Genomic DNA, 17,390 nt, shown 5'->3' with positions numbered 1-17,390 from the left:
TGTAACGTGAGATATATTGTCGACGGTGACTGGTTTTTATCGGACATACACAAACCGGACTGCATCGGCGATGGTCGTCAAATTCACCTGATTAGCCAGCTTCACATAGCCGGATTGGCCCACAGCAAACGGATGGACACCAAGCAGGGTCCATTTGCCTCCTGGTACAACCGTCTGGTCGACAGCATAGGTTTGGGAGCCGCCGTCGAAATATACCGTATACGGTGCAGATGTGTTCCTATTGGATGCCCCATCTGGTAACCATACATAGACCTCATAGTTCCCGGAACGCCAAATATCCGGTCTCCACACCGCGGTTTCTGTTCCGGAACCGTTTCGAACATAGCTGTAATCGGATCCGTAATAATTGGCGTTATAGGTAGAGGGCGTCCAGACGCCCTGCAAGCTCGCCTCCTTGTTGTCTATCACGATGTCCGGTACAAGCACAAACCGGACAGCATCGGCGATAGTCAGACTCGTCTTATTCGCCACTTGTACATAGCCGGATTGGCCCGCAGCAAAGGGATGGACACCAAGGAGGATCCATTTGCCTCCCGGCACAACCGTCTGGTCAACGGCATAAGTTTGGGAGCCGCCGTCGTAATATACCGAATAAGGCACAGATGTGCTTCGGTTGGATGCCCCATCGGGATGCCAGACATATACCTCATAATTTCCTGCCTGCCCGATATTCGGTCTCCATAGTGCCGTTTCCGTTCCGGTGCCATTTCGGACAAACACATAGTCGGTTCCGTAATAATTAGCATTGTTCGTGGATGAGGTCCAGTTTCCCGTCAGAATAGCCTCTCCATTATCCATGATGATGTCACGTTGGATCTCTGCCGGAGGCTCCGAGGCAGCGGATACTACTCTCAGATTATCGTAAAGGGCTAAAGTATTATTGGTCAGAAAACCCGCCGTTCCACTGACCAGGCTGGAGTCTGTCGTTTCCGTCGCCAACTGCCCGTTGACATATAAGCTGATCCGGTTGGCCTTGAATTCCGCCCTCAATGCCAATTGGCCCCCCGTCTGCAAGGAGGGAGCGGGCACACCGGCAATCTTGGTCACCGCTCCGCCGTCGACCTTCTTCAGGATAGCGTACTCCCCGAAATAATAGCCTAGCAAATAGTAATTGTTCACGTTGGTTGCCCGTCCCAGAAGGAGGAGCTGCTGCGCTTGAGTGCCGGTATAGGTAATATCAGCGGAAACCGCATAGTCCTGCCATTCATAGCCAGCCGCCAGCCAGGCCCGGCTAAGCCCCGTGGAGGCAGACTTGAGCTGTCCATCGCCTGTCAGGGAGAAGCCTTGCTTCCCCGTCCAATTGGCCCCGTAAGCTCCCTGACCGAAATCGTCAATGTACATCGTTTCGCTGTCCGACTGACCGACCAATTCGTTAGACTTGGGGCTGCTGCCTGTGGCGTTGGCAGCGGAAACCGCAAAGTAATATGGCACCCGTGCGAATGAGAGCGGCACCTCATAGTTGGAATACGTTACTCCCGTGATGGTGTTGGAATATATACCCGGGCTGAATCCATAGTGAATGGTATATTCGGTATTCAGCGGGTCCGTACTGAAGCGGAGTCGCACGCTGGAGCCTGAGGACACCACCGATTGCAGGACAGGTTGAACCGCCGTGTTGACGGCAGGGGCCCGGGCCATTTCATTAGACAGCGTGCTTTCGCCATCATTAGTTACGGAGGAAACAGCAAAATAATACACCGTGCCGTTGGTAAGACCCGGAACCGTTTCCGTTCCATCTCTTCTGGTATCTAGCACCTGGGTATACACACCCGGTGCTGTCCCGTACCGGATTTTGTAACCTATGGCATCGGGAATTTTGTTGTAGTGGAGGGTTAGCTGGTTTTCCCCGATATCGATGGTAATAAGCTCCGGAGCTGTAGGCACGGGATACTGAACCACAACGGCGTCGAAATTGGCTGCGCTCCGTTGCCCGATGAACCCCACGCCGCCCCTTGTCTGGGAAGCGGAGGAATCCGTTGCCGATAGCAGCAGCTTGCCGTCAATATAAAACTTGATGGACTGGCCAATGAAATCAGCTTGGAAACGATAGGCTTTCCCGACGTTTAAAGCATACGAAGCTTCCGCCAAAGTGGTCACGGTTGCACCCGCTTTTTTCTGAATGGCTACCTTCTTGCGGAGATGATCGTATACAAGGGCATAATAATGTACCTCATCCACCACTTTTCCTACCAGCCCGATTTGATCGGCCGCGTCGAACTGAACCCACGTCATATAGCGGATATCCCCGAAGCTGCGCTTGGAGTACGCAACCGCCTGGCCGTCGCCCCCGTAAAGCCTCAGTGACCGTTCCTGCGGGTCCTGAGTGCCTGCGGCGGGAAATTTGGAATTGGCGGCCTTCTTGATATTGTATGGCACGATAACCTTAAACTCCGGGGTCCAGCTTCCTCCGCTGAAGTTCCAATTGGCAGCGGCGGTCAACGCTGGATCTGTAGCTAACGGGTCGTAATTAAAGGTGTCATTCCAAGCGGCAGGCTGGTACAGCCCACGTGCGGCGGCGAATTCCGACATCACATCGTTGCTGTAATAATAGGTCTGCGCGCTGGTGGAAGATACTGTATAAAAGCCGTTGACCACCTTCGTGTAATAGTCGTCTAACCCCACCTTCTGCAGGTCCTCAATTCGATTCCGCGCCTCTGGATAGGCGGTCTGGGACATAAATCCGTAATATTCCAGCAGGGTACGGTTCATGAGCGCCGGGTCCACTCCATGTTTGGCATACACTGAGCTTTCCCGGTTTCCTCCGGAGTCCGAGGAATGAAATTCCTTCAGCATGCCCAGCTGCCCCATATAATGCCCTTCCTCCGCAGGATGCTCGAAGGTGAACTGCTCCATGGCGTCAAACGCCTTAACCGGGTCCTCCAGCAGTTGTTTCATGGTAACGATTTGCCCGCTTGACGTTTTATAACTCCAGCTTTGGAATCGAACCACCGGCTGGATTTCCGAGACTGTTGTTTTGGCGAAAGAGGCTTTGATCCGACTTAAGCCCTGGGCCTCCAGCTCGGCAATAAACGCATTGTGGTCGTAGGTCTTCAAAAAGCGATCCGACTGCGGCAGGCCAAGTACCATCTGTGCCGCAAACATCACGCCGAATATGGGCTCCATATAGTTTGGGCCTGTATGGGGCCAACTATTTGTGCCGCCGTCCAATTCTCTGCGGCTTTTACTGTTGGATCGGGCGCTGACATCGGCGTTCTTGTCGCTGAGTACATAGGCGCTCGACACCAGCTCCGCCTTAAGAAACGTGATCAATTTGCTCTTCTCCGCTTCCGTAAATTGGCTCATAATATCTGACTGTTGCCAAACCAGCGCCAATCCGTATGTCAGACTGACGTTGTTCCGAGCCTCCAACCCGCCAAACACATCAGGCATGTAGTCATACTCCGTGATCATCTTTCGGACAGCGTTCGTAAATGCCAGCACCACAGCCGAGCTGCGCTCTCCCCGAGCCAGCTCCGTAGACAGCACCACAAATTTTCTGTATTCCTCCGTCACCACTCCACGATCAGCGGGAGTTTTCACATCAAGGGCAATAGCTTTTTCCACTCGCCCCGTGAGAAAGCTGGGATATGGATAATTGGCGAAGTAAGCGTTGATGGGGTTAGATGTCACCTCCGACGCAAGAATGTTGCCGGAATCATCCTTCAGGGAATTGGCGGCGACCTTGATTCGCGTCTGCCCGGAAATGGCTTCATCCAAATCCAGTACCAAGCTGCTTCGGCTAATCTGAACCTTATCTAACGGACTAAGCACCGCAAAACCCGTGCCATTCCTCTCTATGGTAACCACTGACTTCAAGTCAGTGACGGAGGCGGTTAGAGGCTCGTTAAACTTGAGGACAATCCGCTTGTTGAAGGAAAGAATATCCCCACCCTGGTAAATCGGCGGCACGAAATCGAGCTGCGCCAAGGCAGTCAGAACGCTCACCGCATTGCCTGCCGAATCTCTCAGTACACCGCTGTCAATGCGAATTTGAGCATTGTTAGACAAGGCCGATTGAAAGGTAATTACTAGTTGATTACCTTTCAGCGTAACCGTATCACCGGTGGCAAGAGGAACAAATCCGCCGCTATTCCGGTCAACCGACACAGCCGCCTTCAGCGCCACCACATCTGCAGCCGTACTGATGATACTTTCGTTGAAATTCAGAGTTACCAGCTTGTTCATTCCGCTAACGGCTGTTGAGGTTATCGCAGGAGACTCGGCATCGTACTCCAGCGGAATGTCTAATTGAGGTACCTTGTTCCCAATACTATCCTTTAGCGAATCAGCTGACAGTCGGATACGGGCACCCGGGACAGCCAGCCTGTTCATCATGGTGACAGTCAAATTATTGCCATTGATGACAACTGTATCTCCCGCCCCCAAAGGACTGAAGCCTGTTCCTCCGACATTAAGCGCTAGCGCCACTTTCAAGGCCGAACCGTCTGCAAGATTATTCAGAATTGGCTCGTCAAATTGCAGATCGATCACGGTGTTCCCGCCACTTACCGGAGCTCTAGACAAAGCCGGCGGTGTTCTATCGGTGCTCAGCAGAAGATACGGCCTTTGGGCCGCATTGCCGCTGTTACTGGCGGCAAAGTAGACCTTCTGATTCTGCGAGCGCAAGGCGATCGAGGCAATCCCGTCTTCTGCCTTCTGCTGCAGCATGTAATCCGTCAAATCCCATTCGTACCAGCCAGCCCCCCCTCCAACGGTAGTTTTGTTCAGGAAAATGCCGTTTAGTTGGGCTGCCGTCATTCCGGCAGGAAAATCCGTACGGTCGAGCCAGGTAAGCGTTTGTTCGTCCCATTGGTCACCAGAGATCTTGTACGCGCTTACATATTTGTCCGGTGCAGTATAAGTGCAATTGGAGACGCAATACATACGTAGCTTGGCACTGTTAAAACTGCCCAAATTGTTCAAATCAAACTTCATAAGGCCGATCCTGTGGCTCTGGGGGCTGCTAAAGTCATCGTTATATCCGTACAAGGCCATGACACTTGATGTACCGAAGGATTTCGACTGCTCTTCGTCTGTACCCGGGGAAACCCCGCCATCCATATACGTATCCATAACTGGATTTAGTATCCTGTTTATCTCTTCCTGCGATTCTGCTTTAGCCGGAGCCGCCCCCCAACCGCCGGAAAGCCCGGCAGGCAGAAGTCCCGGCAGCAGCAATAGACACAACAGCATGCTTATAAGCTTCTTCCATTTCTCAATCATGAATAACCAACTCCCTTACAGTTAAATATGTGACGGAATTCGGTAATCAGCGGTCAGCAAGGTCCACCCAGATTCATGCTGGCAAAGCGAACGCGCCGGATAAGGTCTACAACCAGGCGACAAGACTAAGTGGCCGTTTACTCTCTTGCCGTTTTTCCTCGTTCAGTATAACTTTCTGAATTCCAGGCCAGTTTGTTCCACAATGTGATGTTGATCAAGCCTGTTTTCAAGATGGGGGTAAGCGATAGTTTTAGCACCTCCTTTTCAACTTTTTTGTAAACCTTTTCATGTAAGCGCATTCTTGTCTGCGACCAAACTGTAACATTCAGCATAGAGGAACGTACATGTTCAGAATCCAAGTTTTCATGTGCAATATCCTAGATCACCCGCATAATAATTCATTTATTCCTGAAATGTGACCGAATGAAAAGGCATACCTATTCGGCATGCCCATCACGATCCTTCAGATATTGGCCTGGAGATACTCCTTCGTACTTTTTGAACATACGGATAAAAGTGTGGGAATTGGTGCAGCCTACGCGCAGCGCCAAATCGTTAATTTTCACATCCTCTTGACTCAGTATCTCCTTGGCCTTCGTAACGCGGCAGATATTCAGATAATCCCTGAAGTTCTCTCCCGTATGACTCTTGAACAAGGTGCCGATGTAACCTGCGGACAAGCCAAAATGCTCCGCCAAATACTGTAGGGATAAATCCGCCGCGTAGTTTTCGGCAATGAATTCAATGATCCGGCTCACTTGGGCATTGTCCATACGGTCATCTTTGCCTTTGATCCTTCCAAGCATCCAAAAGAACAGCTTACGGATTCGATCGGGCATTTCCGTTCTTACCGGAACCATCTTGAACTCTGCGTAAAGGCTGATCTCATCCCCAAAGAATTCTACGGGCATCTGGCCAAGTTGGTGCACAACCCGGTTTACGGTGGTAATTATGGCATAATGGAATTGTGACAGCACCTCGTCGCTAAGCTTCCGTTTAACAAAGTTTTCCTCTAGCACCCGGTTCAACAGATTCTCCGCTTCTTTTTCCTTGCCACGCAGCAGGTAATGAATGAAGCTAGACTCCAGATCCAGTGGATAAAAGAAGCTTTCCTGAATGGTATCCTCCAGATCTGTCCAGGTCAAGATGGTCTGGTTATGAATGGAATACCAATAGTCCATAATTTGCAGTGCGCTATGGTATGATTTTTCAATTTCAGGAAGGTTTTCCGACGGAGAACCGATGGCTGCCACCATAGGAAACTCCATGCTCGCTTCTATGGTCTTCAGGGCGCCATCCAACATTTTTTTGAGCACAGACGGATCTGTCTCTCGTAGAAGAAGTACAAACCCCTTGTATGTTATCTCTACCACCTCTGTTTCCGTCTGTTGACGAAGTTGCTCCTCCAAAATAATCGCTATTTGAGGCTTGAGTTTTAAAATCAGTTCCTTGGAGTATTCCTCTTCCAACTCCTTGTAATTGGCAAACTCGACAATGACCACTGTCAGATGGCCGTTGAATGCCTCCAACCCGTGTTTCTCCAGCTCCTCCTGAAGCCTGTGGTCGGGAACCATGCCCCATAACAAATCTCGGATAAAGTTGATCTTCAATGGAGCACGATGGGCGGACATCATCTCCCTGAGATTGGCATTGGCAGTATGAATCCGAGAAGCTGCCTCCTGCACGAAGGCAAATTCATCCCGAGCTTCACTGTCGATATCGATTCCCTTAAAGGAACGGACCAGATTGTGGACAGGTCGATACATGCGCCTGGAAAACATGTAAGCCAAGCCCGCCCCCAAAATTCCCAAAGCCATGTACACCAAAAGGGACTCCATGAGCAGGTTGCGGGTGCTTTTGTCCATTTTATTTTTTGGCACCAGATACACATAGCGCCAATCCCGCATAACCTTGGACGGAACGGCATGAATGAAGTAACGGCCGCTTTCGGTCCGGAAATATTCATGGTTCTCCATCCCCCCTTCCCGGATAAAAGGCACCATAAGTCCTTCCAACTTAGCTCGGTCAAGATCGGATTGCATAGAAACCAAGCCGTTGCCGTTAACAATTCCGAAGGCTTCCGTTTCTGACGAACTCAACTGCAAAGAGAATTGCTTCTCGGGGAAGTTTACAAAAACAATGAACTCCCCATTCTCCCCGATTTTTTCCTTACGCACCAGAGTCAACGCAGTGTTTCGACGTTCCACCTCCGCCCCAGGGTGCTTCGGAACCGTAAGGAAAGCACCGGTTCGGCTGCTTTCCAGATGGTCTTTCACTATCAAGATCTCATCGTGAGTCAGGCCGATTTCCTGGTAATAGCGCTCTTTGTCAATAGTATGCTCCGGGGTGATCACAACAGAGTCATCCTTGTTGGTGATCCCGATCATATAACCAAAATCGGCGAAGGCTCCCACCATATCCATTAGATCCAAATGCAGCTTCGTAACAGCATATGGATCGGCTCCCCCGCTTTTGACATAGTCGTTCATATGGTCATTGGTCCTCAGTTGGTAAATCAAGTTAGTGGCCACCAACAAGTAGGTGTCCAGCTTCTCTTCCGCTTGTTCCACCAGTTGCCTCTGAGCATTGTCCAGATCATGATTAACAAGCTCATTGTTCTTGTAGTAGAAGATCCCCGACGCAATAAAGGTGTAGACCACCACAAAAACCATAATAGCTGCGAACAGCTGAACAAAAAATTTACTTTCTCTCATGCCGCAGGCCCCCGTAATGTAAGCGCTCTATTTATAGACATAGCATTACTCAACGAATTTTATCAATAGTTTCCTCCCCATGTAAATGAACATTAGCCCAGATCCGATGTACTAAATCCACTTTCAACCGGTAAAAAATAGGCTACAAATGCCATGTTGTCTTTCAACTCAATTGACCTTAATTCACGCGTTCCAGCCACGAAGTAACAGCCAACTTACCGTACTGTGCATCCAAAGTTTCCGGATCTACTTCAAAAGGTCGCTTCTTATAATGCTTAAGAGGCGACCTTTTTGAAATTTAACAATACTTATTGGGATAATTAAGAGTCTCGCTTCAGGAAAACTGGAAGGCTCGCCCTTTCAGACATTAGCCTTAAAAACATTTCCTTCTCTAATGAACACACGATATCCGTAAGCTGGAAGACACAATTTTTGTTCTACTGGAGTTCCATCTAGATCAGTGACAATCTCTTTCAATAGGATGCTTTGCTCTGTATTGGTGAAATTATGAAGGAAGATGAAGTCCTGATCGCCATCCGTACGGACCTGCGCATTGACACCTTCCGCCCAATCTGCCCGAAGTGCACGGCTCAATCTGCAACGACCTGACAGCGTGCGATAAAAGTCGTCCAGAAACGAAGGCTCAGTTCGAGTCGCCATGTAGTAAACTTCCCCATCTATAAATCGGTTTACGGTCAATGCCGGATACCCTTGATAGAAATCCTCTTGGTATTCTGCAAGAACTTTCGCCGTCTCGACATGAATCAGATCACACATCAAAGATACCGAATATGTTCCCGATAAGCCTTCCAATGCGTTCTCCTTCATAACGAGTGAATTGTGATCTTCTGGATACAGCGCATCAAGTTCTTCTGACCATACCCCAGCTAGCTTACGAAGTGGTCCTGGGAAGCCGCCCAAGAAACAGAGATCATTCTCGTCGACAATTCCGCTCCAATACGTTAGGACAAGAGTACCCCCTGAGCGAACAAATGTCTCAAATCGTTCTGCCGTCCCCTGCTTCAACATGTACAGCATCGGAGCAATCACGAGCTTGTAGCCCTCAAGTGAACGATCCATGGATATAATGTCTACAGGAATACCTTGCTTCCAGAATGGCTCATAATGGCGGAATACTTCCTGATCGTAGCTAAGATTCGGTTTTCGCGGCCCTGCCGCTCCTTCCACCGCCCATTTATTTTCAGTATCGTAAATGAGTGCGGTTTCCGCCCGAATAATCGTACCGTTAACAGGCTGTAGTCGTTCCAGATCAGCACCTAATTCCGCAACATCGCTAAAAACTCTCGTATGCTCGTGTGCGCTATGGTCCACAACAGCGCCGTGGAACTTCTCCGAACTTCCTCTGCTCTTACGCCACTGGAAGTATTGAACGGAATCAGAACCGTGAGCCACAGCTTGTATGGAGGACAGCGCATGCATGCCGGGTCGCTTCAGCTTGGCAACCTCCTGCCAGTTTGCCAAGCTCGGTGTGCATTCCATCAACAGAAAAGGTTTATCGGGCTTGAACGAACGGTACCGGTCGTGAGTAAACGCTGCATGGCAAGCCGTTCGCCAGTCGGGGTTCTTGCTGTGCCAATACGGATAGCTGTCCCACGAAACAATATCCACATGCTTGGCCATTCGTTCATAATTGATGTTGCACCCGCCCAAGAAATTCGTCGTGACGGGAATATCAGGGGTAAGCCGCTTCAGAGGCGCAATCTCCTGAAGCATAAAATCAATGCTCTGATCGGTGACAAATCGTTTCCAATCCAGCTGTAAACCGTGCAACATATGTTCCCCAATAGGAGAAGGCGACTCAATTTCTTTCCAGTCTGTATAGGTGTGGCTCCAAAAGGTCGTATACCACGCCTGGTTCAAACTGTCTAAATCGTCGTTGTATTTCTTCCTCAACCAATCACGAAATGCCGCCTGGCATAAATCGCAGTGGCACTCCCCATTGTATTCGTTGGAGATGTGCCACAGCAACAAATCGGGATGTTTGCCGTAACGTTCGGCCATCAATGTATTGATAATCCTGACCTTCTCTCGATATATAGGCGACGTATAGCAATGGTTATGCCGGGTTCCATACAAATTACGCACTCGTTCCGGTCTGACCCGAAGCACCTCCGGGTATTTACGGGCCAGCCATGCCGGCCGCGCTCCGCTTGGCGTACCCAGAATGAAAGAGATGCCGTTGAGAGTCAGTTTATCAATGATTTCGTTAAGCCATCCGAATTCGAACTGTCCTTCATTCGGTTCCAAACTGGACCAAGAGAACATGCCCATGGTCATGACATTGCACTTTGCTAGATGCATCAGACGCATATCTTCATCCCAGACTTCGGGCATATGGATCCACTGCTCGGGGTTATAATCCGCCCCGTGCAGCATCCGATTCAATTGCGGAAAAAGTGGCTTGCGTTGACTCATTTGCATATCCCTCCTTCAATGGCATCGAATTTCAAAGATTCGAGCATGATCCAACCCATTGGTACCCAGAACCTCCAGCCGAAGCTTACGCACCTGCTCAAACTGAACTTGACATGTAACTTGCCGCTGATAATTATCCTGGACGTGCATCACTTGAAAGCCTTCCTCACAGGAGTCCTCAAAATAAGCCATTATCCGAAACTCCTTTAAGGTTTCCGGCTGCGGCCCCCACACATTTTGTTGGTGCAGGTTGTCATCGTGTGTCAGTGTTAGCCTCCGATGCATGCCCGTATCAAGAACAATGGTGATATCGCAGATAGATACTGGTTCTTTCCACTCCAGCTCAATCCAAGGCTCCCGATCTTCCTGCTGTGCCATCCATCGGTGGGTGCCAGGAACAGATAGATTCGGTCTTACCCCTCTCGAACCATGTATGGAACGTGTATGTCCGTCAATGACATTTGAAGCCAAGCCCTCCGGCTGCTCAGATGATGCCCGGACAATAGCCTTACTCGCCAGATTGGGATCCGCCTGAATGCCAGGCAAATAGGCATCCTGTCTGATCAGCAACTGTTGCGTATTTCGGATCAACTCCTGGTCACGCCATGCTTGATCCAGTGTGACCCCATTGCAGATCGAAAGCGCTGCGAACGTTCCTGCCCCCTGTCCCATTACACCGCATGTTGCCATAACTCGGGTACTTGAAAAAGCAATATGCGTAGCGGATATATTCCGTCCTACAAACATCAGATTATCCACATTGGCGCTAATCAAGGCTCTCAGCGGGATACCGTATACATAATTGGTAACTGGCTGACTACAAGGATCCTGGTCTTTTGCTTCGATCCCCTGCGGAGGATGCGTATCCATCGGCCACCCGCCATACGCTATCACATCCTCAAAATGGACAGCTTCTTCCAAATCCGATTGCTTAAGGAGATGTTTGCCGATAAATCGGCGGGACTCCCGTTTGCCGGGGACAAAGCCGAACCAATCCAAAGCCCAGTTCTCCGACTCTGGATGGTTGCCGCTGTTCTTGATATGATCCCAAACGCCCATCATAATGGCAAGCAGTTCATCGCGGATCGTTTCGTTATCGGCAATCGTATCCAGCAAACCGCCGAACTCCACCCACCAATATCCGTATTCCCATGAGGAGTGGTCGCGGAACTTTAAATCCGCTTCTGTATACTTTTTAGCCCATGCGGGAGGGATATACTTCATCGGTTTGCCCATATTCCGGGTTGTAAACAGCAGCGAAGAACCGAGACGGTACGGATCGGCTTCTTCTCCTGCATGGGACTCCCCGTACTGTTTAGAGGATTCCCGGCCTGTCTTAAACAACGCACCTGCTTCTTTGCCGAGACGCCCATCTCCCGTACAATCCATGAAGATACTGGCGAAGATTTCAAAATAATGCTCCGTGCTTTCCCTTGCAGCCAGTACGGACAGAATCCGGCTGTCCTCCATCCGCACTCCAGTCACTGCCGTATTGAGCATTAATGTCAGGTTCGGTTCCGCTCTGCACTTTTCATATAAGATGAGATCGAACATCGATGCACTTCGCTGTGGATTGCGGATGGCACATTCAAGCAGAATTTCTTCAAGTATGCCGCCTTCTCTCGCTTCTGTCTCCAAATCCTGCTTCCGCTTGGAATTCGCCGCCCCAACGATATGCATGCGAATCTCGGAAGAAGCATTACCGCCCAATACAGGCCGATCCTGACATAATATGACCTTCGCACCATTACGAGCAGCTGCCAATGCAGCTACCACGCCAGAAACCCCACCTCCTGCAACTAGTATGTCTGCACGCAATTGCATGTGAACTCCCCCTTTATCAACCTTTGATCGCTCCTAACAGCATACCCTTGGTAAAATGTTTCTGCAGAAATGGGTACAGGACAATGATTGGCAAAGATGCCGTGATCACAGACGCCATCTGCAACGTTTCTGTAGGCATCAAGTTTTCAGCATTTTCCAAAGGTTGCTGCGTCTGAATCAGAATTTCCCTTACTATTACTTGCAATGGGAACCAGTCTCTGTCCGTCATATACATGATGGCTTGAAAAAACTCATTCCAATGACCAACGGTATAAAACAAGCCGATTGTCATTAAGGATGGAACCGACAAAGGTACGACAATCTGCGTCAAGATACGCATCTCCTTGGCTCCATCCATCCGGGCGGATTCGAACAATTCCTCCGGTAAGTTTTCAAAGAAACTTTTCATAATGAGAATATTGAACGTCCATATTGCACTAGGCAATATCATGGACCAGATAGAGTTGAGTAATCCTATATTCTTCACGACAATATAAGTAGGAATCAATCCTCCGTTAAACAACATCGTAAAGACAACCATAAAAAGAAAGAAACTGCGGCCAGGCAACTTCTTCCGGCTAAGCGGATACGCCATGAGAAGCGTCAAAACCAAATTAACTGTGGTTCCTATAACGGTCAACAAGGCAGTCACCCACATCGATCGTGGAATTCCTGTTGTCGTAAACAGTTGCTTGTACGCAGTTAGATCAATTTTTCCCGGAATGAGTACGAATCCTCCGTTTTTCAGTACTTCGGAGATTGGGGTAATCGATACAGAAACCACATACATGACCGGAATGATCGCGGCCAAGCCAGCCAAACCCAATATTACCAGCACAGCTCCGTCAAATAACTTATCATTCCAGTGTTTTACCATATGCTCTCCCCCCAACGCTTTGCAAGCTTGTTAGATAACAGAATTAGTACCAAACCCACAAATGATTTGAGTAAACCGGCAGCAGCAGCCAGACTGAAGTTCAGTTTCTGCAGCCCCGTTCGGAAAACCCAAGTGTCCAAAATATCCGCAACCGGGTATACCTGAACATTGTATAGAATGTAAATTTGATCAAATCCCGCATCCAGAATGTGCCCAAGCTTCAGTATCAGGAGCATGACGATAACTGATCGGATCCCGGGCAACGTAATATGCCATATCATTCGAAACCTTCCTGCCCCGTCGACCTTAGCGGCTTCGTAAAGCGTCGGGTCAATACCGGTCATTGCAGCTAGATAAATGATTGCGCCCCAGCCCAAGTCTTTCCAAATCTCAGAACTAACAAGCACACTCCGAAACATTTCCGTTGAAGTAAGGAAACTGATTGGAGTACCTCCAGAATCTTTAATCCAATGGTTTACCAGGCCCGAACTTTCGGACAGAAACGCAAGGAGAATCCCGTAAATAATCACCCAGGAAAAAAAGTGAGGCATATAGGTTAACGTTTGAATGAAAGACTTAAACCAACGGACTCGGCATTCGTTAAGCAGGATCGCAAAAAGGATCGGAGGCACGATGCCGAAAATCATTTTATAGAAACTAATAATAAACGTGTTGGACATGACCTGTATGAAGTAAGGCGATTCATAGAACATTTTGAAATACTTGTACCAAGGGTCTGCCCATCCACTGAACAGGATACCGTCCGAGAAATTAAAATCTTTGAATGCAATAATAATTCCATACATAGGGATATACTTAAAAATAATGTAGTAAATGATTCCCGGCAGCAGCATGAAATAGAGTGCCCGATAGCTCAAAATCACTTTTCTAAGTCGTTTCATCTGGGCTCTTTGTACCGTTTGCTTTTTACTTACCTGTAAAATTCCTTCATCCATCTTTGGTTTCCCTCCTTACCAAAAAAGCGAAGAACCGAGAAGAGAGTAATCGGTTCTTCGCAGAAAACTGTTTGCTTTATTTGCCATAACCTAACTCATTCAACTGCTTGTTGGCCGAATTCAGAAAAGTCTTGTAGTTCATTGTCGTTTCAAGGCTTTTCAGGAAATCATCATACTGGCTCATTGGCCGCTTCCCGTAAATGAATTTCGTAAGCTCTTCCGAAACATAACGACTGGCATCGGCATCATTGTAACCCTCCGGATAGTTCAGGAATCCGTTAAGCGACTGAATACGTGATTGTTTATTCGCAAAATCGATATATGGAAATTGAGTTGCAAACTTGGTTGACAAGTATTCAAGATCAGGTCGACCTGTAAATTGGTACAGATACGTATATGCGGCTTCCGAGGCCATAAGCGGAGTCGGGACAACCTTGCCGTTTTCCAGATTATAATGCTTACCCGCCACGCCATATTGGACAAGCTTCGAACCTTCTCCGGTGGAGATATAATTCAAGAGGTCGAACACTCTATGCAGCTTCGTCTTGTCTTTCTCAAGTGATTTCGGGATTGCCATCAATCCAGCTGTTTTTCCAATATCCGTTGATCCTGAGAACTGTCCTGCAGGACCTTTCGGCGCTGTTAACTGCACCCATTCGGCATTAGGATTAACTTTCTTGATTTGATCAACGATCTGCACATTGGTCAAATTCGTCCATTCTGTCCAGATGATCCCCACTTGACCCTTTACGGCCTTATCCCTTGCCTGTGTACCTGCACTTAATACCATTTCTGGATCAACCGACCCACTGGCAATGAATTTTGTAATAAAGCTCAGTGCATCCTTCATGCTTGGGTCATATAACGATTGAACAACCTTACCGTCCTTGACGAAAAATTCACCCGGATTGGAGACACCATAACCTCCAAATACAGGAGAAAAAGCGGATAACAAACTGACTCCAGTCGAGCCCATCAGGCCTGTGATGCCATAAGTATCATTTTTTCCGTTACCGTCCGGATCTTTCTCTGTGAAAGCTTTAGACACTGTCAGCAGATCATCGAGTGTTTCTGGTAGCTTCAATTGCAGCTTGTCCAGCCAATCCTTACGGATCCAGTAAGTAGCCTTCGGAGCTTGCGGTGCTTGTGCAACTGCAAATACTTTACCGTTAACCGTACCTTTCTTCAGACTGGAATCTCCGATGAAGGTTTTGACTGATTTAAGTTCTTTATCGAAATAGGGCGTCAGATCGAGCAAAAGCCCTTGATCCGACAACTGCTTCAACGAAGCCTTGTCAACGGCAAACAAGTCCGGGTAATCACCTGCTGCCATTCGTACATTCAGCTGATTGCCATAATCAGAGGCATATGCTGTCAAGTTGATATCTGCATTCAGTGCCTTGTTCAAATTCTCCCGAACGAAATCTTTCTCCGGAGCTGGTAGGCCGGACCCACTTTCTATAATGTTCAGCTTGACCATCTTCGATGATTCCGCGGATGCTGCTGGAGCCGCAGATGAACCGTTGTTGTTAGTACTGTCTCCACAGGCTGAAAGCAGACTGCCTAGAAGTGCAATTGAAGTTACAGATAACGAAATCTTTTTATATTTTTGCATCGATATCCCCTTCTTTTCTAAATCGATTTTTTGGCTTGGAATATAGAAGGAAGATGAATCCCTGCAGTAGATGCCTCTCCCTTTCTGTAACACACCTTTATCATATCATTGTATCTAAAAGCGGATAAGAAACAGATTTAGTGAACTCTTACACAAAATTAAGCCACTAAAATAAACAAACCCCTTCCTCAAAACAGGAAAGGGGCTTGAATCTAACCATTCGACATGTGATACTTTCTAAATTCACTTGGCGTCTGCTCTGTCCAGCGTTTGAAAATTTTTACAAAATATGCGACATTGCCAAATCCTACCCTTTCAGCAATTTCCCCGATCGTTAATGTAGACTGCAGCAAATAAAAACGAGCTTGATCAATTCTCACTTTGTGCAAGTATTGAATTAATGTACAACCCATCTTTTTACTAAATAGGCCGCTTAAATAGTGCTCATCCAAGGCAACGTGTTCTGCCATCAATTTCAACGTGATTTCCTTATCGTAATGGCTTTGGATATAATCCACAATCCTGTTGATCTCAGGATGGCCCGATGGCAAAGTGGTTGACTTTATCCATTTCGTTAACCAATCATCGATCCTTTTCTCCAGAACAATTCGAAGCTCCTCATGGTTTGCCGCGGACAACCAATTATCGGTTTGGGCTTTTCCATGGCCGGAAATAGCCCCAAACCTATTATCCAATCGTTCCGCCATTTCCCTAACAACGGTCATACTTGTATGGTTCTTCTTCATTTCATCAAACATAATACTTAACTGGCGAATGCAGCTAATCTTATCTCGACGCTCAAACGCCTGTAATATTTCTCGTTCCATGTTCCAAAGCGTTTGTGAGGATAGGACTGGCTTTTGTTTAATGTTGGAGGCTGTTGTTGAATAGGCTATCCTACTTTTGCTGCATTCATACCAGGACTCCTCGATGCGTCTAATCATACCTCTCCACGTAGATTCCAGTTCAGACAGAGCTACAGAATAGGCACACACAGCTGAATATGCCAATTCCCTGTTCTCGGTTAAATCAAGCGAAACAGGATGCTCCGAGCGTGAATCCCAGGAAAAAAATGTCGTACATCCATGCATTCTGAATTTATGAATTACTGATGGTTCCTTGGCGATAATCAGCCCCGATCGGGCCAGCTCCTCCTCATCGATCCCACTGGTGCCATGCAATACTAAACAAAGATCTACATGTGTGAAGCCGCTTGTGGAGAAACGATCCATCAAGTCTCTTCGTTCCGGCTCTGCGTCATCCATACCGTGAATCTGCCTCCACGTATACCGGTACAATAATTCAAAATCACGATACGATAGTTGACGCGCAGGTATAGCCGCTTTGCTTAATTCTCGGCTCACCTTATCTAGCATTTCGCGTATCGTATCCACATTCAACGAGAGCTTCAATATATAGCTGGTCGCACCATACTCAACTGCTTGTCTGGCCAATTCGAATTCATTCATGCAGGTTAGCATGACAAATGGGCCTTCAAATCCTTGCTCACGTGACTTGCGGAGAAGTTCAATCCCATCCATGAGTGGCATCATAATATCGCACAATATGAAATGTGGAGATTCTTCCTTAATCACCTTCAGCGCTTCAATCCCGTTAGCGGCCTCACCTATGATTACGAACCCTAACTTCTCCCAATCAATAATTTCTTTAATTAATCGCCTGACACGCGTTTCATCTTCAACTAGCAGCACCTTCCACATGGA

General features: G+C 48.0%; 8 protein-coding genes. All 8 read right to left on the bottom strand.

Translation table 11 applies throughout. The features are described from left to right. Positions 1 to 36 precede the first annotated feature (36 nt). The 8 genes from ASG89_RS02155 to ASG89_RS02120 all read right to left on the bottom strand — a co-directional run bounded on the left by ASG89_RS02155 (position 37) and on the right by ASG89_RS02120 (position 17,387). Positions 37 to 5,244 carry a hypothetical protein gene (locus tag ASG89_RS02155; protein WP_057308657.1) on the bottom strand — a complete coding sequence of 1,736 codons (5,208 nt, stop codon included), beginning with the start codon at positions 5,242 to 5,244 and terminating at the stop codon, positions 37 to 39. 437 nt (positions 5,245 to 5,681) lie between these two features. After that, positions 5,682 to 7,958, bottom strand: a complete 2,277-nt coding sequence (locus ASG89_RS02150; RefSeq protein ID WP_057308656.1) for a helix-turn-helix domain-containing protein — start codon at positions 7,956 to 7,958, stop codon at positions 5,682 to 5,684. Positions 7,959 to 8,318: 360 nt separating this feature from the next. Next, positions 8,319 to 10,394, bottom strand: a complete 2,076-nt coding sequence (locus ASG89_RS02145) for a beta-galactosidase (protein WP_057308655.1) — start codon at positions 10,392 to 10,394, stop codon at positions 8,319 to 8,321. Between the two features lie 15 nt (positions 10,395 to 10,409). After that, complete coding sequence (locus ASG89_RS02140) at positions 10,410 to 12,218, bottom strand: FAD-dependent oxidoreductase (protein ID WP_057308654.1); 1,809 nt, start codon at positions 12,216 to 12,218, stop codon at positions 10,410 to 10,412. A 16-nt stretch (positions 12,219 to 12,234) separates the two neighbouring features. Beyond that, positions 12,235 to 13,095 (bottom strand): carbohydrate ABC transporter permease, encoded by an 861-nt coding sequence (locus tag ASG89_RS02135; protein WP_057308653.1) that lies wholly within the window; start codon positions 13,093 to 13,095, stop codon positions 12,235 to 12,237. Further along, a complete protein-coding gene (locus tag ASG89_RS02130) occupies positions 13,089 to 13,997 on the bottom strand; it encodes an ABC transporter permease (RefSeq protein WP_057308799.1) in 909 nt (302 codons plus the stop codon). The genes ASG89_RS02135 and ASG89_RS02130 overlap by 7 nt, the downstream gene beginning before the upstream one ends. Positions 13,998 to 14,127: 130 nt before the next feature. After that, complete coding sequence (locus ASG89_RS02125; RefSeq protein ID WP_057308652.1) at positions 14,128 to 15,666, bottom strand: extracellular solute-binding protein; 1,539 nt, start codon at positions 15,664 to 15,666, stop codon at positions 14,128 to 14,130. Between the two features lie 212 nt (positions 15,667 to 15,878). Further along, positions 15,879 to 17,387 (bottom strand): response regulator, encoded by a 1,509-nt coding sequence (locus ASG89_RS02120; RefSeq protein ID WP_057308651.1) that lies wholly within the window; start codon positions 17,385 to 17,387, stop codon positions 15,879 to 15,881. Positions 17,388 to 17,390 lie beyond the last annotated feature (3 nt).

This window comes from Paenibacillus sp. Soil766 (assembly GCF_001428105.1).
Taxonomy (GTDB): Bacteria; Bacillota; Bacilli; order Paenibacillales; family NBRC-103111; genus Paenibacillus_E.
This window is presented reverse-complemented; position numbering and strand designations above follow the sequence as displayed.